The 21,073-nt window shown below is 36.6% G+C and carries 16 protein-coding genes, 1 pseudogene and 2 other annotated features (1 of these 19 cut by a window edge); of the genes and pseudogenes, 3 read left to right on the forward strand and 14 right to left on the reverse strand.

Annotation, left to right across the window (positions count from 1 at the left end; translation table 11 throughout):
* Positions 1-39 precede the first annotated feature (39 nt).
* The 9 genes and pseudogenes from F5ESL0263_RS04765 to F5ESL0263_RS04805 form a co-directional block, all read right to left on the reverse strand.
* Positions 40-1,437, reverse strand: coding sequence for a flavocytochrome c (locus F5ESL0263_RS04765; RefSeq protein WP_122035257.1), 1,398 nt, complete (start codon positions 1,435-1,437; stop codon positions 40-42).
* A gap of 18 nt (positions 1,438-1,455) precedes the next feature.
* A complete protein-coding gene (locus tag F5ESL0263_RS04770) occupies positions 1,456-2,859 on the reverse strand; it encodes a class II fumarate hydratase (RefSeq protein ID WP_122035259.1) in 1,404 nt (467 codons plus the stop codon).
* A 188-nt stretch (positions 2,860-3,047) separates the two neighbouring features.
* Entirely contained in the window at positions 3,048-5,087 is a 2,040-nt protein-coding gene (locus F5ESL0263_RS04775; RefSeq protein WP_122035261.1) for a copper-translocating P-type ATPase, read from the reverse strand.
* Positions 5,088-5,216: 129 nt separating this feature from the next.
* The gene (brnQ, locus tag F5ESL0263_RS04780) at positions 5,217-6,596 is read right to left on the reverse strand and encodes a branched-chain amino acid transport system II carrier protein (protein ID WP_122035263.1); all 1,380 of its coding nucleotides are present in this window, start codon (positions 6,594-6,596) and stop codon (positions 5,217-5,219) included.
* Positions 6,597-6,737: 141 nt separating this feature from the next.
* Positions 6,738-6,976 (reverse strand) — a binding site (T-box leader).
* Positions 6,977-7,027: 51 nt separating this feature from the next.
* On the reverse strand, positions 7,028-7,666 hold the full coding sequence (locus tag F5ESL0263_RS04785; protein ID WP_122035265.1) for a copper homeostasis protein CutC: 639 nt from the start codon (positions 7,664-7,666) through the stop codon (positions 7,028-7,030).
* Between the two features lie 22 nt (positions 7,667-7,688).
* Positions 7,689-8,642 carry a N(4)-(beta-N-acetylglucosaminyl)-L-asparaginase gene (locus tag F5ESL0263_RS04790; protein WP_122035267.1) on the reverse strand — a complete coding sequence of 318 codons (954 nt, stop codon included), beginning with the start codon at positions 8,640-8,642 and terminating at the stop codon, positions 7,689-7,691.
* A gap of 133 nt (positions 8,643-8,775) precedes the next feature.
* A pseudogene (locus F5ESL0263_RS04795) lies at positions 8,776-10,192 on the reverse strand (DASS family sodium-coupled anion symporter).
* Positions 10,193-10,212: 20 nt separating this feature from the next.
* Positions 10,213-12,030 carry an FAD-binding protein gene (locus F5ESL0263_RS04800; protein ID WP_122035268.1) on the reverse strand — a complete coding sequence of 606 codons (1,818 nt, stop codon included), beginning with the start codon at positions 12,028-12,030 and terminating at the stop codon, positions 10,213-10,215.
* A 3-nt stretch (positions 12,031-12,033) separates the two neighbouring features.
* Positions 12,034-13,827, reverse strand: a complete 1,794-nt coding sequence (locus F5ESL0263_RS04805) for an FAD-binding protein (RefSeq protein WP_122035270.1) — start codon at positions 13,825-13,827, stop codon at positions 12,034-12,036.
* A gap of 208 nt (positions 13,828-14,035) precedes the next feature.
* Between F5ESL0263_RS04805 and F5ESL0263_RS04810 the strand changes: the two genes are divergently transcribed.
* A complete protein-coding gene (locus tag F5ESL0263_RS04810) occupies positions 14,036-14,917 on the forward strand; it encodes a LysR family transcriptional regulator (protein ID WP_122035271.1) in 882 nt (293 codons plus the stop codon).
* A 63-nt stretch (positions 14,918-14,980) separates the two neighbouring features.
* On the opposite strand, the gene F5ESL0263_RS04815 is transcribed toward F5ESL0263_RS04810, so the two are convergent.
* The gene (locus tag F5ESL0263_RS04815) at positions 14,981-15,700 is read right to left on the reverse strand and encodes an MIP/aquaporin family protein (RefSeq protein ID WP_122035273.1); all 720 of its coding nucleotides are present in this window, start codon (positions 15,698-15,700) and stop codon (positions 14,981-14,983) included.
* A gap of 206 nt (positions 15,701-15,906) precedes the next feature.
* A complete protein-coding gene (locus F5ESL0263_RS04820) occupies positions 15,907-16,659 on the reverse strand; it encodes an SLAP domain-containing protein (protein ID WP_122035275.1) in 753 nt (250 codons plus the stop codon).
* A 173-nt stretch (positions 16,660-16,832) separates the two neighbouring features.
* Between F5ESL0263_RS04820 and F5ESL0263_RS04825 the strand changes: the two genes are divergently transcribed.
* Entirely contained in the window at positions 16,833-17,687 is an 855-nt protein-coding gene (locus F5ESL0263_RS04825) for a glycosyltransferase family 8 protein (RefSeq protein ID WP_122035277.1), read from the forward strand.
* A gap of 158 nt (positions 17,688-17,845) precedes the next feature.
* The gene (locus tag F5ESL0263_RS04830; RefSeq protein WP_046306988.1) at positions 17,846-18,127 is read left to right on the forward strand and encodes an HU family DNA-binding protein; all 282 of its coding nucleotides are present in this window, start codon (positions 17,846-17,848) and stop codon (positions 18,125-18,127) included.
* Between the two features lie 78 nt (positions 18,128-18,205).
* Here the strand turns inward: F5ESL0263_RS04830 and F5ESL0263_RS04835 are convergent, their stop codons facing one another.
* The 3 genes from F5ESL0263_RS04835 to F5ESL0263_RS04845 are packed head-to-tail and all read right to left on the reverse strand — an operon-like array spanning position 18,206 to position 20,844.
* Positions 18,206-18,907: a methionine ABC transporter permease gene (locus tag F5ESL0263_RS04835; RefSeq protein ID WP_122035279.1), complete on the reverse strand. Its 702-nt coding sequence runs from the start codon at positions 18,905-18,907 to the stop codon at positions 18,206-18,208.
* Complete coding sequence (locus tag F5ESL0263_RS04840; RefSeq protein ID WP_122035281.1) at positions 18,900-19,961, reverse strand: methionine ABC transporter ATP-binding protein; 1,062 nt, start codon at positions 19,959-19,961, stop codon at positions 18,900-18,902. Before F5ESL0263_RS04840 ends, F5ESL0263_RS04835 begins: the two co-directional genes overlap by 8 nt.
* A 28-nt stretch (positions 19,962-19,989) precedes the next feature.
* The gene (locus tag F5ESL0263_RS04845) at positions 19,990-20,844 is read right to left on the reverse strand and encodes a MetQ/NlpA family ABC transporter substrate-binding protein (RefSeq protein ID WP_122035283.1); all 855 of its coding nucleotides are present in this window, start codon (positions 20,842-20,844) and stop codon (positions 19,990-19,992) included.
* Between the two features lie 42 nt (positions 20,845-20,886).
* Positions 20,887-21,073 (reverse strand) — a binding site (T-box leader) (it continues 56 nt past the right edge of the window).

Raw genomic sequence — 21,073 nt, forward strand, 5'->3', positions numbered from 1 at the left:
TGCTTAGCATTAGGCTAAGCACTTTTTGGTTTAAATAAACTATTTATTATTTCTTACATAATCAGTCATCTGCATACCTGCTTGACGGCCAAAAATTACTGTTTCAGCAATTGAATTTCCACCAATTCGGTTATTACCATGAAGCCCACCGGAAACTTCACCAGCTGCATATAGGCCCGGAATCACATTACCGTCAGTATCTAAGACCTCAGTCTTCGGAGTGATATGAATTCCGCCCATGGTGTAGTGAATGGCAGGGTTAATGTGAATAGCAAAGAAAGGTCCCTTGGTAATTGAGCGATCCATTCCAGTAGTTCTGCCAAATTGAGCGTCATTCTTTTGATTAATAGCATCATTCCAAGTACCGACAGTTGCCTGAAGATTATCACCATCAACATCAATTGTTTGCGCAACTTCTTGTAATGTATCTCCATGGCTAACCAGACCAACATGATCATAAAATTCGACTGCAGTAAAGTTTTCTCTGATACCTTGATCAAATATTAGATATGCTCCACCTTCATGCAAATCATTTATTGCATTGGAAACAATTTTTCTAGTATTCATTTCGTTAACAAACCTTTTACCAGATTTATTAACCAAAATTGCTCCTTCACCACGTAAGCCTTCACCAATTAAATACACGTGATCAGTATCGGTCTGTGCAGTTGGATGAACTTGAATAAAGTCCATTTGTTCAAGCTGTGCATCAACTTCTTCAGCTAGTTTTAAGCCATCGCCTGTTGCTCCAGGCTGATTAGTAGTTTTAAAATCAACCAAATCAGGACGATACTTTTTGATAAGTTCTTTAGAAGAACCAAAACCACCACTTGCTAGTAAAATTGCCTTAGCATTTACTGTTTTAGTACCCGCAGGTGTTTCAACTTCAACACCAGTAACTCTTTGCTTATCAGCACGGATCAGTTTCGTCACTTTAGTATTGTTAAACACAGGAATATTTTCTTTTTGAATCTGTTCAAGCGCACCTGATACAAGATAATTACCTACTGGAGCCATTGAAGCGGGACGATGAGCTCTCTTTTTACTCATTCCACCTGTAATTGTCAGATTAGTTAATTCAATTCCGTGATCACTTAACCAATCAATTGCTAAAGCTGAGTGATCAACAAAATAGCGAAGTAGTTCTGGATCGTTCAAACGTCCCCCACCCTTTAACGTTTCCTCATAAAAGTCTTCTTTGTTATCAATGATACCTTCATTGATTTGAACAAGACTTTCAGAAGCATTCATTCCAGATGAAGCCCGATTAGTGTTACCACCAAGTTCAGGGTTTTTCTCAAAAACGGCTACTTTTAATCCTAATTCATTTGCTTGAATTGCAGCAGTAAGTCCTGCTCCACCCGCGCCAATAATTACAGCATCGTACTCATTGGCAATCTCAGAACTATCATTGGGTGTAAAAACAAATTTAGCCATCAAATTCCTCCTGTAAATTTAATCTTCTGGTTCTGTTCGATCAATATTAGTCATTTGCATGTAATCCATCCATTGATCGTATTGTTCCTCTGTTAACTCGCCACTCTTCAAAGCTGCTTCTTTAAGCGTTGTTCCTTCTTTATCTGCAGCTTGTGCAATCTTAGCCGCAGCATGATAACCAATATGAGGTGACAATGCAGTAACTGTCATCAATGAATTTTCTAGTAATTCATCCATCTTTTCTGAGTTAACTGTTAAACCAGAAATCATCTTATCAGCAAAGCCTTCAATTGTACCTGTCAAAATATCGCATGAATCCAAAAAGGCAGCAATCATGACGGTTTTAAAGACATTCATTTCGAAGTTTCCTTGTGAAGCAGCAAAAGTGATTGTTGTATCATTTCCAAAAACTTTAGCAGCAGCCATGGTCACTGCTTCAGCTTGAGTTGGGTTAACTTTACCAGGCATAATTGAAGAACCTGGTTCGTTAGCAGGAATGTTTAATTCATGATAAGCAGCTCTTGGACCCGAAGCTAAGAAGCGAATATCTTGCGCAATTTTAAACATATCTGCTGCTAGAGTCTTTAATGCTCCATGAACAACATCAATACCAGAATGATGAGCTAATCCCCAGAATTTGTTGGTCTTAACTTTGAACTCATGACCGTATACTTCGGATAATTTAGCAACAATTTTTTCTGTCATACCTGGAGCAGCATTCAGTCCAGTACCAACAGCCGTACCACCAATTGCTAATTCATATAAAGTAGGTTTTAACTCTTGAATGTATGATAAGTCATGTTTCAGAGCAGAAATATAGCCAGAAACTTCTTGCCCAAAGGTAATCGGAGTTGCATCTTGCAAGTGCGTACGTCCTACCTTTACAGTTTTCCAGTATTTATCTTGCTTAATCTTTAATTCGTCAATTAAATGCTGAATAGCTGGCTCTAACTTATCAAGTGCTTCAACAGCTACGATATTCATTGCAGTAGGATAAGTATCATTAGAGGATTGACCACGGTTAACATCATCGTTTGGCAAAATATTTAAGCCAGGGTGTAATTTATTAGCTAAATTGGCAACAACTTCATTAACATTCATATTGCTTTGAGTACCAGAACCTGTTTGCAATACGTGAAGTGGAAAATCTTTGCGCAGATCTTCATCACTTAATTGTAAAAGATGATCAACTGCATCTTCAATTGCTGCACCTTTTTCTTCTGGTTCATCGCCTACTTCTACATTTGACTCAGCAGCAGCCTTTTTCAGGTTTAAAAATGCACGAATAATTGCCAGCGGCATGAGTTCTCCACTTGGAAAGTTATTTCGACTTCTTTCTGTTTGGGGTCCCCATAATGCGTCCTTAGGAATTTTTACGGGACCAATAGTGTCACTTTCAACACGGTATTCTTCTTCGCTCATTTGCTTCTCCTTTTTAACTTATATTTCTATTTTAACTGAAAAATATTTCTTTCGCGACCTCACTATTTATGATACGCGTTATTTAATTTTTGTTCAATATTTTTCAAATTAAAGTGCTATCATTTTAATTATTTAAAAAGTGTATAAAAACAAAAAAGGCACCTTTCTCTAGTTGCCTTTTAATAGTTTTATATTCGGATTGTTTCCGCATTGATAGCCACAATCACAGTTGAAAGCGACATTAAGATTGCGCCAACTGCTGGTGGAAGAAGAATTCCAATTGGAGCTAAAACACCTGCAGCAAGTGGTAAGGCTATAATGTTATAGCCTGCTCCCCACCATAAATTTTCAACTGTCTTTTTCTGTGTGTTTTTAGCTAGCTTTAAAAAATTGATGATATCAATTGGATTACTATTAACCAAAACGACATCAGCGGAATCAATTGCAACATCAGTTCCTGTACCAATAGCCACACCGATATCAGCTTTTGCTAAGCTAGGAGCGTCGTTAATTCCATCTCCTACCATCATTACCTTATTGCCATTAGCTTGATACTTTCCGATAATTTTTTGTTTATCTTCTGGCAAAAGCCCTGAGTAAACTTCTGTAATTCCCAGTTTTTCTGCAATACTATCCGCAACATTTTCATTATCACCAGTTAACATTACTGGAATAATGTTTTGGGCTTTAAGTTCTTTAATTAGTGAAATTGCTGTTTTCTTGACTTGATCACCAACTGCAACATAGCCGAGCAGATTGGAATCCTGTAAAAGATAGCTTACCGTATAATCAGCAGCAGATATTTTAGGAAAATTATTAACTAAAGAACGAGCGGTTTTTTCATTGACTAATTGATAATATTTGCCATTAATTGTTCCAGTAACACCTTTACCCGAAACAGTTTTGCTATTTGATAACGGTAAAAGACTGATTTTATTTTCATCGGCAAATTGCAAGATACTCTTTGCAATTGGATGCGTTGAATCTTGTTCAAGCGAGGCAATTAATCTTAATACACCTTCCTTATTGATTGTTTGGTTTAGTGTATCAAACTGACGAACCTGAAATTTTCCTTCAGTCAGTGTACCCGTCTTATCCATTACAACATATTTAATTTTTTGACTAATACCAATTACATTGCGGTTTCGAATCAACAGTCCATTTTTTGCACCAATTGACATGCTTTTTGCATTTACAAGGGGAATAGCTAAACCTAATGCATGTGGGCAGGCAATGACTAGCACTGTAACCATCCGCTCCAGTCCGTTACTTATTCCTTTTAAACTAGTCCAGACAATTAGAGCAATGACACCAATAATTAGTGCTGCATAAAACAACCAACCGGACACGCGATCTGCTAAATTCTGTAAATTAGATTTATTCATTTGCGATGACTGAACTAACTTGTTTACGTTTGCCAAAAAGCCTGAGTTAGCTGAACTGGATACCTTAACTACAATTGTGCCGGAACCATTGATTGAACCACCGATCACTTTATCATTAACTTTGCGTGTTACACTTTGTGATTCACCTGTAACCAAGGATTCATTAATATCGCTGGAACCATTAATGATAATTCCGTCTAATGGTATGCTCTCACCTGGTTTAACTAAAACAATTGCATCCTTTTGTACACCGTTAATTGAAACATCTTTTGTCTGACCATTATCTTGAAGATGGACCTTATCTGGTAATAATTTAGCTAGGTCATTTACTGAACTATTTGCACTCATCATGGAAGACATTTCAATCCAATGACCTAATAACATAATTAAAATTAGGGTTGCCAACTCCCAGAAAAAGTCCATTACCTGATTTTGATTATGTAAGATATTGTTTTCAACAAAAGCATAGATACTATAAACATACGCCGTAACAATACCAAGGGAGATTAAGGTCATCATTTCAGGTCTTTTTGCTTTTAACTCATAAAAAGCACCTTTTAAAAATGGTTCGCCACCATAAAAGAATAGGATAGTTGCAAAAAGAGCTACTATCCATTCAGAACCGTTAAAAGAAAATTGAAAAGGCAAACTAATTCCCATTGCTGGTGATAAAAACAGTATCGGTAATGCAAGCACTAGAGAAATCCAAAATTTTTGTTTCAGATTTCCCATGTCCATCATCTGATTTCCGTGCATCATCATGTTTCCACCACTCATTTGCATTGATGAGTGGTGCATTTTTGTCCCAGACTGAGCACTTTTATTTTTACCTTGATTGCTCATATTCATATCGTTCAAAATAATCAGCCCCACTTCTTTTTACATCAATTTAATTAACTCTTTAAGTTAAATCTACTTTTATCAAGCAGTGATGTCAAAGAAGAGGCTCTAAAAGTTGAACTATATGAATTGTTATGCATCTTGCAATTTAGCTTTGTGATAAAAGTGAACAGCAAAACCAATAGCCAGCCCAAGAACAGTTGGAATAACCCAATCCATACCAATGTCTGAAAATGGTAAGAAACGATATTGAATCGATTTTAGTGCTAATGCCCAGCCCTGTTGACTAATTGCTGGAGGAAATGACGCAAGCATATCAAAAACAGCTGGAATTAGTGTTAACCCAACTCCCCAATAATAAACAACTGGATCATGATCAAAAAGAGTACCTGAAATTGACAAAATAATTAAAACCATTGCAATCGGATATAAAAACATCAACATTGGTGTGGACCAAGCAATAATCGTATCTAAGCCAAAGTTAGCCGTTATAAAGGAAACAAATGTCATGATAGCAAGCCATGCGTGATAGCTAATCTTTTTGAAACTACGGTGAAAGTCTTGCGCAAATGCTGCAATTAAACCAACAGCAGTAGTCAAACATGTGAGTGTAACTAGAGTTGCAAGAAGTGCATGGCCAACATCCCCTAAATAATAAGTAACGATTTGATTAAACGTTGTTCCACCCTCGGGTGCAATTTTAAAGTGATTTAATGTAGTTGCACCTAACCAAATTAAGCCGATATAGATAACCCCGATCGCACTTGTAGCAATCACACCCGCTCTCGCGGTTACCTTAGCATTACTCTTAGCAGATGTCTTACCTAATTGATTAACGGCAGACACAATCGTATAACCAAAAGCAAGACCAGCTAAAGCATCCATTGTGTTGTATCCTTGCAGGAAACCGTTAAAAAATGGCATTGTTTGATAAGCTGCCGTAGCACTTTGATTTTTAGCTGCGCCCATTGGCGAATGAGCTGCAAGTAAAAATACCGAGAATAATAAGACTAGAAACAGTGGGTTTAAAACTTTTCCAATACTGCTTAAAATGGTTGATTGCTTATATGCAATGATAAAAGCTAAAATAAAGAAAATAGCCGAAAAAATTAATAAACTAATTTTCGCATATTTTTGTGGCAGCACTGGTGCTAACCCGACCGAAAATGAAATGCTTGCAGTACGTGGTGTTGCAAATAATGGTCCTAGCGTCAAATGAATTAAAACCATAAAAATCAATGCAAATTTAGGTCCTAAGGGCTTTCCAATATCATAAACACCTTTAGCATGACTAGCACTAATCGCTAAGACAGCCAGTAAGGGCAACAAAACTGCTGTCACTAAAAAGCCAAAAGTTGCCATCCCCCAATTTGCTCCAGATAATTGGCCTAAATGGATTGGAAAAATTAAATTTCCAGCTCCAAAAAACAAACCAAACAATAAAGAGGCGACTACTAAGTATTCCTTCCAACTTAATGGCTTTTTATTAATATCGTCTTTAAATTCTTCCATTTTACTCTCCTACCTTTTCATATTTCTGTATGTCTTCAATAGATGCCTACTTTAAAAAATACTTTTCATTTCTCTCACTTTCTAGCATGTACTTTAGCTTTGAACTTTGTAAAAACCAATAAAAAAAGCACCCTGATTTTCATCAAGGGTGCTTTAGCACGGTACCACCTATTTTACCAACGAACAAAATGTCGTTAGGTCACTTCACGTACGGCATAACTGCGATACGCTAACACGATAATGGGTGTCACCAATATTAGCTACTAAAATTCACCATATAGCTCAAAGTTACTTTCAGACTACTCTCACGGTTCATTTTCAGCAAACAGAACTCTCTAATACGCTTTAAATAATCTTACTCTTCTTTTCATTGCTTTTTATATTAATTATATTTTAATTATTGTCTTATTTTTTGTCAATAATTTTTTTGTTTAGCTCACGATTTTCGTCCCGTGCATTTGATCAACATCGAGCTCTCTAGCTACTTTAGCTATGTTTTGAGCAGTTATTCCACCGCCAGGAAGAATTTCAATTTTATTTTTAGCCCAATTAATAATTTCTTTTAAGTGAGGGTAATTATCGGAAATAGTTTGCTCTAAACTGCCCCCGTGCGTCAAAATGCGTTTAACTTTTTTAGAGCTTAACCAATCAATAGCATTTTGTTGCTGATTCTCAGCTATCTCGTCAAAAGCCATATGCATTACAACTTCCAAATCTAGGATATGAGCCAGTTGAATCAATTTATTCATATTTTCTTGATCCAGGTCACCATTCATATCAATACACCCAAAAGTAACACCGTCTGCTCCTGCCAGTGAAGCCATTTCAATATCTGAAAGCATAATGGTTATTTCATCTTTTGTATAAACGAAATTGCCTGCTCTAGGTCTAATCATTACCACCACTGGGACATTCAAGTTATGCGCATATTCCACGACTTTTTTAGTTACTCCAAATGAGGGTGTCGTACCACCAACAGCCAAATCATTATTAAGTTCAATTCGGTTGGCTCCTGCAGCAATCACTTTAGGTACATTAGTAAAATTTTCAACGCAAGCTTCTTTTAACATTCTCTATCTTTTTCCTTATAGCTTAGTCAATTGTTGACTCTGTTCTTTTTTGGTAATCTGCCAACCATTTTTTTGTCATTGGGAAAATTTTAGTCCTATCTTTTGCCGTCGGTTGAGCAATCATGATTTTTGCCTCATGCTCATTATTAGAAACACAAAAAGCAAACTCAACATTTGTTGCAACTCCCCATTCTCCTTTAGAGTTTAAGGCAATCAACGAAATAGCATCACAACTTCCATAACGATCCTTTAAAGTTTTAGCAAAAGAAAACAGTGCCTGATCACATGCATTTTGAGGTGACTGTCCCTCGGCCATTTTACGAACAATCTCGTAGGACAAGCATCCCTTCATAATATCCTCACCTAGTCCAGTTGCAGCAGCAGCACCAACTTGGCTATCAGCATAAAAACCTGATCCAGATAAAGGTGAGTCTCCAATACGCCCATCTTTTTTCATAAATAAACCAGATGTAGATGTTGCGGCTGCCATCGAGCCTTGCTGATCAAGCGTTACCGCACCAACTGTATCGTGGCCATCATAGGCACGGAGTTGCTCCTGTTGATTAACATTTAGACGCTCTTGCCATTCTTTTTTGGCTTTTTCTGTTAGCATATTAGTCATTTCAAAACCATTTTTGGCAGCAAACTTCGTTGCGCCATCACCGACTAAGAAACTATTAGTTTTATTTTCACTTAATTTCCGCGCCACTGAAACGGCATTTTTAACATTTTCTATTGAAGCAACTGATCCTTGCGCAAATGTATCGCCATCCATAAAGCCAGCATCCATTTGCACTATGCCCTCTTCATTCGGCAAGCCGCCAAAACCAACAGATTTGTAGTGTTCATTGTTTTCTACAACATTAATTAATTTTTCAACTGCATCACCAGCATTAATTCCTTTATCTAAAAGTATACTAGCTTCACTTAAGCCATCAAATGACATTCTCCAGGTTGATATTGCTGCCCAAGTCATAATTTTCCTTCCTTTACCATTTCTTATCGTTAATCTTATACTAGGCCTAAAATTGTGACAAGCACTTACAGAATACAAAACCAAAGTAAAAAGATTCTAAGCATCTTATACCAGAAGCTTAGAATCTTTTTAATTACCACATTCCAATTACTTTAGTCCAAATCAAACCGCCACCAAGCCAAATGACGTTTAATATTACACCAATGATCGCACTCAACTTCCACCAATCTTTATTTGATACATAACCAGTTGAAGAAAGAAGTGCTGCGGGACCAGCTGAATAACTTGAAGTCGATAGGTAAAGTGAGCCATCTAAAGCAAGCATTAATGCAGCCATAACAGGTGGAACACCGGCTCCGATTGCAATCGACAAAAAGCCAGCGTATAGTGCAGAAATTTGTGTAGAAACACTTGGGAACAAATAGTGTAGATAAAAGTAGGCTAAAAATAGAATTACTAAAACTACAATCCAGTTCATTCCGTGTAAGGCACTGCCCAATGTTTTTGAGAACCATGGGAAGAAACCAAGAGTCATTAGCTTTTGTGACATTAACATGATAATTGACAACCATGTGAGAATATTCCAAGCAAAGCTTTGGCCTAGAATGTCTTTAACATTAATTACTCCAGAAATTAGCAAGAGCGCAACTGCAATAAAACTTACCAATGTTGCATCAATTCCAAACTCTGGACCAACTAACCATAATGCAACAGAAAGGATGAAGACTATACCCATTATTTTTTCTGCTGTGGTCATTTTCCCAAGTTCTTTTAACTTAGTGTCTGCCCAATTGTGTGCATTAGGAGTTTCTTTAATCTTAGGAGGATAAATTTTGTACAAAATAAATGGAACAACAAGCAATGAAATTAACCCGGGTACAATTGCTGCTAAAAACCATTGCATCCATGAAATCGAAACATTTTGCGTTTTAGCAATTCCTAAAGCAACCATGTTTCCTGCTAAGCCAGTTAAAAAACATTGTCGAGGTTACAATATTTACTTCGTACTCGTTAAATACTAAATATGAACCCATATCACGCTGTGTACCTTTTTTAGGATCAGATCCCATTTCCTTAGAAAGATTGTCAATAATTGGGTACATAATTCCATTAACCCGAGCGTTGTTACTTGGTATACCTATAGCTAAAACGGTTTCCACCAAGGATAAGGCATATGCCAAGCCTAGTGTTTTCTTACCAAAGGTTTTGACGAAAAAGTAAGCAATTCGTTTACCTAAACCCGACTTAATAAATCCAGCTGCCATAAACATACACATTGCAACCATCCAGGCAGTAGAATTTCCAAAACCTGCTGTGACTTCTTCCATTTTAAAAATACCAGTTAAGGTAGCAATAACAATTGCAATGATTGTTGTTGCCATCATTGGTAATGGCTTAGTCACACAGGCGACAATTGTTCCAATAAAAATAGCAAAGAGGTGCCATGCTTGTACACTGATAGCAGCAGGCTTTAAGGGTGTAAGAAGCCACAGACCTATCCCTATTACAAGTGGTAAAATCCACTTTTTCCATTCAAACTTATCTAACATATTTTTTCTCCTTAACAATTTTATTTTGCTTTACTAATTGCAGCCTTAACGGCATTCTTTAAGGCCTGAGTAGTAGTTGAAGCTCCAGAAACGGCGTCAACTTCGACTGAGTTTTGCTCTACCATTTCTTGTGGAACACGCTTAATTGCAACTGCGCCTATTCCTTCAGTTTCGTGATTTTCTAGGACTTCAACATTTTTAATTGTTTGGTTTTCATATGTGACGCGAACTAAAACACGACCGCCAATACCTGCCTCTGAAGAACCTATATACTGATTCTCCTTTAGACTAATTTGATCTTCCTTATTTCCATCTATTAAGTCATTAATTCGTGGTACAGCATTTTCTATGGTTATCTTTTCTTTGTTCTTCGTCATTCTTGCAGCGTTTTCTCCAGCTATTTGGCCAAAAATCAAGCACTCAGCAAGGTTGCCACCTCCTTGATAGCTATTGGCACAAATGCCACCTAGTTCACCAGCAGAATAAAGCCGTTTGATAGGTTGACCATCAATCCCAAGAACCTGAGCTTTTTGATTATGCTCTGGACCACCTTGAGTATTCAAAACAGCTGGAGCCAGCTTAATTGCATAAATTTTTCCTGTTAAATCAAAGCATTCCATACTTTCTGGCGCACGATTAAATTCCAAGTCTATGCCTTCTTTAGCAAATTGATTGAATTTCTCAATGGTTTTTTCCAGGTTATCTGAAGGTACTTCGATCTCGGACGCTAATTTATCGACAGACTCAGCTTGAATTACTTTTTCAAAGAAAGTTTGATACTTTAGCTTGCCAGTTTCTTTTTCTTCCATGAATTTATCATATTGCTTCTGGTCAAAAACAAGCCACGCATTATCAAAAGCATGGGGCAATAAGTACTCGCCATGTTCATATATATGTCCATGACGATATTTTGCATCTTCCCTCATAAAACGACTGCCATCATTAGCGACCGCAAAAATAGAACCAGACTTAACATTTTGCCAACCACTAATTTGACGTCCACGTTCATTCTCGCCTTCGGCAATGACATAGCTAGGAACAATACCAAGAGACTCATAATTACTCATGTGCCACATCTTTGCCCCTACATCAGCAGCCATTTTAATACCATCACCATTATTGTATAGCGTTCCTAATGGAGTTAATTTTTTGACATGTAGATAATCTTGCTGCATTTGTGTATTGTTTTCGAAACCTCCAGTAGCAAGAATAACTGCCTGTTTAGCATGAATGTAATAGTCTTTATGATTGCGACTAATGATGACACCAGTAATTTCCTTATCGTTGGGATTTTGGATAAGTTCCATAGCTCTAGAATTTAGCCAAACGTCAATTTGCTCTGAACGGTCTATAACTTTTTTCCGAATTTCCTGCCATAACCCAGCGTCAAAGTCGCGATTATGAACTAAAGCAAAATCAAATGTTTCCGCACCAGAAAATTCAGGATACTCACAAAGTTTGTTTTTCTTAGCTAAATGATCTCCTAGCTGATAATCTTGTGACCAAATAAAGGGTTTAATTCCTAAATACTTTTCGAAATATTCAGGCATTTTAGTGAAGCCATCAAGGTATACTTGCATTGTTTCTTTATCAACTTTAAAAGGTTTTGCTAACTGGTCGTAGTAGTCGCCAATCTTCTGCCGATCGTGTGCCATTGCCACATGTTGAGCAGAATAACGAGTATTTCCTCCTTCATGTCCATATGGTGCAGCATCAACTAGTAAAACACTCGCTCCTTGATCAGCTGCAAAACGAGCTGCTGTTCCACCGGCACCACCAAAACCTAAGACAATAACATCATAAATTCCGTTCCACTTAATTTCTTCATTACTTTTCATTTTTTATTCTTCTTTATTTTCCTTAGCATTGGCAATAGCTTTGTCTACCGCCTCTTTAAATGCCGCACTTGTTGTACTTGCTCCACTTATTACATCAACATCTGTAGTCTGATTCTGCATCATTTCTTTTATAAGTAGAGGAATTGCTTTTCCACCCAAAGAAGGTGTCTCATGCTCTTGAAGGGTTTCAATTTGAGCTATTCTGCCCTTTGCCATAGTAACTCGAACCACAATTGGTAAATCATTGATACCGTTAGTACTAATACCAATACCTTGGTTTTCTTTTATTGCATAATCATTTGTTGAAATATGAGCATCTGATTCTAAATCAGGCTTTTCGGATGCACTTGTTGAGACAGTAAAAGTTAGAGATTGTCTCTTAGGCCAAGCTGCATTTTCACCTGCAATTTTGCCTGATATAAGTAAATCAGCAATACTATTAGCACCAATATATTTAGTAGCAAAAATGTCACCCAATTCACCGGCTTCATACAAATGCGGAATAACATTATTTTCTAAGTCCAATACTTCACATTTCTCATTGCGGCGTGCACCGCCATGTGTGTGTAAAATGTTATGACGAATAGGAATTGCATAATATGGTCCAGCACTAAAAGCACGCATTGTTTGAATATTTCGGTTTAGAAACATGTCGCGCTTTGGTTCGCTGACTAAAAAGTTAAAATCTTCGACTGCTTCTTTTAGTTTTGGCGCTTTGATTTTTGCAGCTAACTCTTCAATTGACTTTGCTTTAATAGCATGAGCTATGAGTTCCTTAATCTGATCAGCATTTGCAGATTTATCATTTGCCAGTTGATTGAACTGCATTTGGTCCATAACAATATGTGGGTGATTTTGGTTCGGTAACATAATCCAGTTACCGTGGTTATATTTATAACCATGACGATCTTCTTCGTCCTCGCGGTAATACCTGGTACCATCATCACCAGCTACGAAAATACTACCGTTAAATAGACTTTTCCAATTGATCATGTAGGCGAACTTTTCTCGTGGTAGCCCCTCATTTAGTGAAAATCCATGTGAATCGTAATTAGACATATGCCAAAGTCGTGCCCCAACTTCAACAGCTAAATCAATTCCTTTTCCTCTGTTATATAAAGTGCCAATTGGAGCTAAAGAACCTTGTCCCAAAAAATTCTGAATCATGTCCTGATTGTTTTCAAAGCCACCACACGATAGAACTACACCATTTTTGGCAGCAATATTTCTATTAATTCCTTGACGCTTAATTTGCACACCTACAATCGTCTTAGTTTCAGAATCTTGAATTAAGTGCTCTGCCGGACTTTCAAACCAAATATCAATCTTGTCTAAGCGATCATATACTTTTTCCCGTAACAGTTTCCAAAATCCGCCATTATACATGCCAGTTGTCATGCTTTGTGAACGCATAGTATCTGCATGCTGATATTCTGGATATTCTCCCTTTGGTCTTCTTCCGGTATATTGTGCTTCAATCCCAAAGTATTTTTCCGAATACTCTTTCATTTGTAAAACATTATTTACAAATGTGTCTAAATCTTTTGGATCATACTTAAATGGGTAATATGTCTCTTTATAATACTCACGAAGATCGTTAAAATTATCACTCCAAGCAAAGGCACCACCAGCGTAGCGTGTATTGCCACCTTCGTGGCCTTCAGGAGCTGAGTCGATCAGTAAAACATGTGCATTATTATCTGCAGCAAATCTAGCCGCACCCGCACCTGCTCCTCCAAAACCGATAACGATTACATCATAAATGGCATCCCACTTAATAGCCGAGTCATAAATCATGTACTTACCTGCTCTTTCTAATAAATTCTTTACTTGGAAATATATTCTTAATAAAAAACCAAGTCCAATTTATTTTTAAGATGATTTTGAGCAAATAAATCAATTAAAGTAAGCGCCCGATAAGGAATAATTGCAATTTCTTCTTAAGTTTAATATAATCAAAAAAGATGGGATTATAAAAGTTATTGATTAATAGTAGGAGATAAATATGAACGAAAAAGATCTTCTATACTTTTGTAAATTAGTAGAAACGGGTAATTATACAGCTACTGCTGCCCTCTTTGATGTAACCCAACCAACTATCTCAATGGCAATCAAGCGACTGTCTGATAAATTTGATGACCCGCTTATTTTGCAAAAAAATAGAAAGAGTAAAATCACTTTAACTGATGCTGGTGAGCTTCTTTATGAAAAAGCCAAAATTTTATTACAAGATATTTCCAGTATCAATTATGATGTTAAGCATGCTAGCGACAAGAAAATTCGCTTAGCTTTTTCTGGTGAAGCTGGTAATTCTTATATTGCCGATATTATCATGAAATTTTATCAAGCAGGTTTAACCGACTTGATTGATACCAATATTGAACGCTCAGCTGATGCTTTCTCTGATTTGACTAACGGGGATGTTGACGTGGCAATTTATTCTTGGATGGTGCCAATCAACGATCCTGAGTACTTTGTCCATAATTTAAATCGAACTGAGTTAGTTATTATTACCAGTGAAGCCGATCCTTGGAAGGATGTTCACCAAATCAGCGCATCTGATTTACGTAATCGCAAGTTTGTTGCTCGTGGTCGTGGTTATTTAACTAGAGAATGTCTGGAAGAAGTTGGCAAATTAGGTAATTTTAATCCTAATGTCATTTACACTGCGCAAACAATGCAAACGATGATTGATTTAGTCAAAAGAGATGTTGGTATTGCTCTTGCAATGGAAAGTAGTCTTAAGGACCAAACAGGTGTACACGTTATCAGACTGAAGCCAGGACAAAAATTATATGCCTATATGCAAATTGCAATGCGCAAGAGCTTCGTACCAAACAAATATCAGAAAAAAGGAATTGACATATTGCGACACTTTAAACCTTAGTTTTTAAAGAGCAAACAAAAAAGCACATGACCTAGTTAAGAAGTCATGTGCTTTTTTTAATTGTTAAGCTAACACATTAAATAATGAAGCAGCAAGTGCCCCACCAACTAATGGTGCTACAATTGGAACCCAACTGTAAGCCCAGTCTGATTGTCCCTTGTTAGCGATTGGCATTAATTGATGAGCCAATCTAGGACCAAAATCACGTGCTGGGTTTAAAGCAACACCAGTAGGTCCACCAAGTGATAAACAAACTGATGTAATTAAGAAACCAGCTAGTAACGGATTCAAACCAGCAGCTAAGTTACCATTAGTCAATGCCAGCAATCCGTATACTAAAACGAAAGTAGCAATTGCTTCAGTGAAAAAGTTCCATGCATAGCTTCGAATTGCTGGAACTGTAGCAAAAGAACCTAAAATTGCTTCTTGATCATCTGTTTCTTTCCAGTGTGGATAATAAGTTAACCATACTAAAATAGCTCCAACAAATGCACCCAGTACTTGTACCAAGAAATAAGGTAAAACTGAAGACCAAGGCAACTTATGGGCGATTGCCATTGAAAGGGTAACTGCAGGGTTATAATGTCCTGGACATAACCAGCGAGCACTATAGACGCTGAACGCTACAGCAAATCCCCAGCCAAAGGAAATTACAATCCAACCTGCCCCTTTTGACTTAGACTTGTTTAAATTGGTTCCAGCACAAACACCGTCACCAAGCAAAACAAGCATTGCAGTTCCTAGAAATTCACCTATTAACTGCATAGACAAACTATTATTCATTTTTCTTCTCCCACTTTTTTTATTTCTATAAATAAAATTTATAGAATGATATACTTCACAAATATATAGTATTGCATTGCCGTTACTTTGTAAACAAAATTTTGTATTGTGAAAGTATGTACTTGGAATTCACATGCATATTCTATACAAAATCAGAATAAAAAAAGGGTACCTATCTAATAGGTACCCTTTTCAAGAGCGAAAAATTAGCCTGAAATAACTTTGCCGCTCTTGTGATCTAAAACTGACCATTTAATGTATTGTGAATCTGAAAACGCAACATATTTAACACCTTTAATTTTCTTGGTCTTAAAGACTGTTATTGTTTTACCCTTTGGCACGTAAACACGAGTATTGCGCTTTCCTTTACTGTTATAAACGAAAGCATTCTTCTTTACTTTATACTGAACAGCCTTAAAGAGCACAACATTATTAACCTTGATGTACTTACCCTTTTTATTGTTATAGCCGATTAAGACTTTACCATCTGATGTCGTAACACCAGATACACCAATAAGTGTGCCCTTCTTTAATTTAGCATTCTTAACACGCTTACCTTTAGCATCGTATACATAAGAATTTCTAGTCAACTTGGCATACTTACCATTTAGGCTCATAGCCTTGTTTAAGTCAGCTGAGTTAATTGGCTTTGAAGTTGATGGATTAGTAGTACCAGTAGCAGGCGTCTTTGAGGTATCAGTTGTTCCACTAGCAGGAGTTTTTGAAGTATCGGTAGTTCCAGTTTGACCTGTAGTAGGAGTCTTTGAAGTATCAGTTGTGCTTGTTTGACCTGTTGAAGGAGTATTTGTGGTAGTACCCTTTTGATCTGCAGTATTATTTGTGGTAGTTGATGTTGGGTTTGGATTAGTAGTTTCTGCTGCCAAAACTGGAGCAGTTGCACTTAAACTAACGGCAATTGAAGCTGCACCAACTAAACTAAATAGCGTTTTTTTGTTCATATTTACACCTCATTGATAAAATAATCTTATTAGAAATAATTTTACTACATTAATTGAATTAATTCTTGTATTTAGAATAATTAAAATTTTTATACTATGAATGTATCTCTTATTATTTTGCTTTATACTAGGAAGGTAACTTCATTTACAATTTTTATTAAGGAAGATTTTATATGAAACAGCGAAAATCCAGTCCAATTGAAATTTTGGTCACAATTGACCAAAACTATCTTAAGCCCCTTGAGGTAATGATGTATTCCGTCAGACTTAACAATTTAGACCAAGATTTCCGCGTTTGGCTGATTCACGATAACATCGATGACTCTGCCCTAGCTGGACTTGAAAAGTTTTGTGAACAAATTAATGTTAAGCTCGAAACTGTAGCAATGAACCAAAATATTATTTTCCCAGATTCATTACTTAACTTACATGATTATCCTAAAGAAATGTATTTCCGTCTTCTTTCGGGACAAGTTTTACCAGATAATCTACACAGGGTTATTTATCTAGATCCTGACATCTTGGTTATCAACTCAATTAAGCCTCTATGGGATCTAGATCTTCAAAATAAAATGTTCGCTGCTTCTGTCCATGAAGGTCTAACAGATATTATGAGCTCGATTAATAATATCCGACTTGGGACAACAACCGGCTATTTTAATTCCGGCATCATGCTAATGGATTTGGATCAGATGAGACAAAAGGTAAACATTGAAGATATTACAAAGGCAATCGAAGAGCATCATGATTCCTTAATCTTGCCTGATCAAGATATTCTAAACTACCTTTACGGTGAGGACATTTTGAAGATACCTGAAACCCGCTGGAACTATGATGCAAGAGCCTATTCTGTGTATCTCACTCGAAGTACAGGCGAATACAACACCGAATGGGTAATGGAAAACACCAGTATTTTACATTTTTGCGGCAAACCCAAACCATGGCAAAAGGAAAAACACTCAAGATTCAAAGCACTGTATTTAAACTACCAACAAATGACCAATCGTGTTCTTAAACAAATAAACTAACGACAATATTTGCGTTTTTCTATTGAAGGACACAGGAACTGTGCTAAAATATAAAAAGTTGCGAAATATCAAGCGACACAAAGCATTTCGTCATTTATGTATGATTTTTTTCAAAATTGTCGAATTGTTTAAAAAATTTATAGAAAAGAGAAGAAAATATGGCTTCAATCAACAAATCTGAACTTACTAAAGAAGTTTCAGCAAAAACTGGTCTTAAGCAAAAAGACGCAGAAAAAGTGATCGATTCTTTAATCGAATCAATCAAGGATAACCTAGCTAAAGGTGAAAAAGTTCAAATCATCGGCTTTGGTTCATTTGAAGTTCGTGATCGTGCCGAAAGAAAAGGTCGTAACCCACAAACTGGTAAGACTTTGACTATTCCTGCTACTAAAGTTCCTGCATTCAAGCCAGGTAAAGCTTTAAAGGATGCCGTAAAATAATTACTTATTTCTTAAATAAAAAACAACAGGCAAAACTGCCTGTTGTTTTTTTGTTGTTTATTTTTATTTATAGTTAGTTTATCTATTTTGGTGGTTTAAATGTTTAGCTAAGAAATCACCAATAATTTGAACAATAAAAATCAAGATTACGACTAGTAAAGTTGCAACGAATGTAACATCATTGTTAGACCTCTGATAACCGTAAGAAATAGCTGTGTTTCCTAGTCCACCTGAACCGATTGCACCTGCCATTGCCGTTAAACCAATTAAACTAATTATAGTTACAGTTGAGACTCTGGCTAACTCAGAGCGCGCTTCGTTCAGATAAACATTGAAAATAATATCCCAAGTTGTTGCACCTAAACTTTGTGCAGCTTCAATCTTACCCTGATCTACACTTTCTAGAGCAACTTGAACCTGTCTAGCATAAAAAGGAAAAACTCCTAAAGATAATGGCACAAGTGCAGCATTCATTCCAATTTGGGTTCCAGCAATTATTTGAGTTACTGGAGCAATAAAAGCTAGCAAGATAATAAACGGGATTGCGCGAAAGATGGAAACGATCTTATCACAGAGATTGAACCAGAATTTATTTGGTTTAACACCGTTTTCTTTAGTCAAAACAAGGACTACCCCAAAGACGATACCTAGAATTCCCCCAAAAATTGCTGACCAAAATGTCATGAACAAAGTTTGATATATACTGGATGCCCAGCCAGTATCTCCAGTCCAACCTAAATTAATTACATTTGGAAAAACTTTATTAAACCAACTACTCATATAAGTCACCTTTCTCATTTAACCGCGTAACTGCAACCTGTTCTTTCTCTAGAAATTGAACAGTTTGTTGCTGCTTCTCATTGTCTCCTTTAACTAAGACCAGCAATGTTCCAATTGGCTCATCGTCTAACAATTCGACGTTACCATAAAGCATACTTGCTTCAACGCCAATTTCTCGGTAAAGATCAATGATAATAGTTTTGGTAACATTGGCGACACTATAAATAAGTTGGTAAATTGCCTCTTGATCATTTAGATTACTTAAATTGAGTGATTTAAGAGTATTAATTACTTCCAGTGATCCACCAACAAAACTCTTGGTTAGAGTATTTTTCGGATGAAGAACTACGTCTCTTAGGTTACCTTTTTCGATGATTTCGCCTTGTTGCATTACCGCAACTTTGTCACATATTTTCTTGACAGCACTCATTTCATGAGTGATTAAAACAATTGTTAAATTAAGTTCATCTTTTAATTTCTTTAGTAAATCCAAAATTTGTTGGGTATTTTGTGGATCAAGTGCACTAGTTGCCTCATCAGAAATCAGAATATCTGGTTCATTGGCTAATGCGCGAGCAATCGCCACACGCTGTTGTTGTCCACCAGAAAGTTGAGCTGGATAGAATTCAGCTTTTTCTTTTAAGTCAACCAATTCCAGCAATTTCAATGATTTTTCTTCAACCTCATTGTCTTTTAAACCAGAATGCTTCAAGGCAAAAGCGACATTTTCAACAACAGTAATTTCATTTAAAAGGTTAAAATTTTGAAAAATCATTCCAATTTTTCTTCGAGCTAATTGCAAGTCCTTATTAGAAATAACTTGCTTACCATCTTTAATAAAATCAGTGCCATTGACTTTGATATTACCGCCACTTGGTTTTTGTAACAGATTAATTGTTCTAACCAATGTCGATTTACCAGCACCAGAGAAGCCAACAACTCCGTATATATCGCCTTTTTCTATTGTCAAATTGACATCATGAACAGCGTGCACAACCTCTCTTTTCTTATCAGGAAAATCCACATTAACATGCTGTAATTCAATAATACCCATACAAATCTTCTCCATTCGTTAAAGATGACTAAAACTTGATATCCCAAGCAGTTTTTTGCATGTCACCGTAATATTTCTTATCCAAACGCTTTGTTTCTTCGGTTTGGTAAGCCTTAACAACTGCTAAGTAGTCCTTCTTCTTTTCTTCACCTTTACGAGCACAAATGATGTTAACCCATTTTAATGAGTCTTTATTAACTGGCTCAATGAAAATTGTTTGTTTCTTACCTAAGCCTGCAGGACGAGCGAAGTCATTGTTAACGACCGCTGCGTCAACTGAATCAATTACACGACCACATTGGTCTGCTGCTACTTCTTTAACCTTAAGTTTCTTAGGGTTCTTAACGATATCAGCTACTGTTGGTAATTTCTTACCCTTAGGTAAAGTAATCAAACCAGCATTCTTTAAAACGAAAAGTGCACGAGATTCGTTACTTGCATCATTTGGAACTGCAATTGTTGCACCATCTGGCAGGTCACTAAGTTTATGATACTTCTTAGAATATAATCTAATTGGATTAATTTCTGTTCGACCAATTGCTACAACGCCACCATGGTTTGACTTGTTCCAAGCATCTAAAAATGCGTAATGTTGGAAAGCGTTCAAATCAATATCACCGTTTTTGACAGCCTTATTAGGTTGAGTATAATCAGTAAAATTCTTAATTTTAACAGTTACGCCGTATTTCTTTTTTGCTGTAGCTGCAACGTGCTTCCAAATATCCTGTTTGGGTTTTGTTTCACTGACAATTCCGACCGTTACAACATGGTTACTACTCTTTTGATTATTTGGTTTAGGACCAAAGCTAAACCAACCTATCACGACAACGATAATTGCGACTATTACCCCAATGATAATATTTCTATTTCTCTTCTTCGACATTAAAAAACCTCCAAAATAAACTAAAAAAGCACCCGTCCTATCTATAAGGACGAGTGCTTCGCGTTACCACCTTTAAATTATTTATCACTCACGTAATAAATCTCTCACTAGCTATCAATCAATAGCTTGCAATGCTAACGGATGCAACTCCGCCGGTAGCTAAATATCACTAACGGTCATCATTTCGAGCCCATGTTCACCACTACTAACTGGCTGAGTCTCACCAAAA

This window comes from Lactobacillus sp. ESL0263, assembly GCF_003692845.1.
GTDB lineage: Bacteria > Bacillota > Bacilli > Lactobacillales > Lactobacillaceae > Lactobacillus > Lactobacillus apis.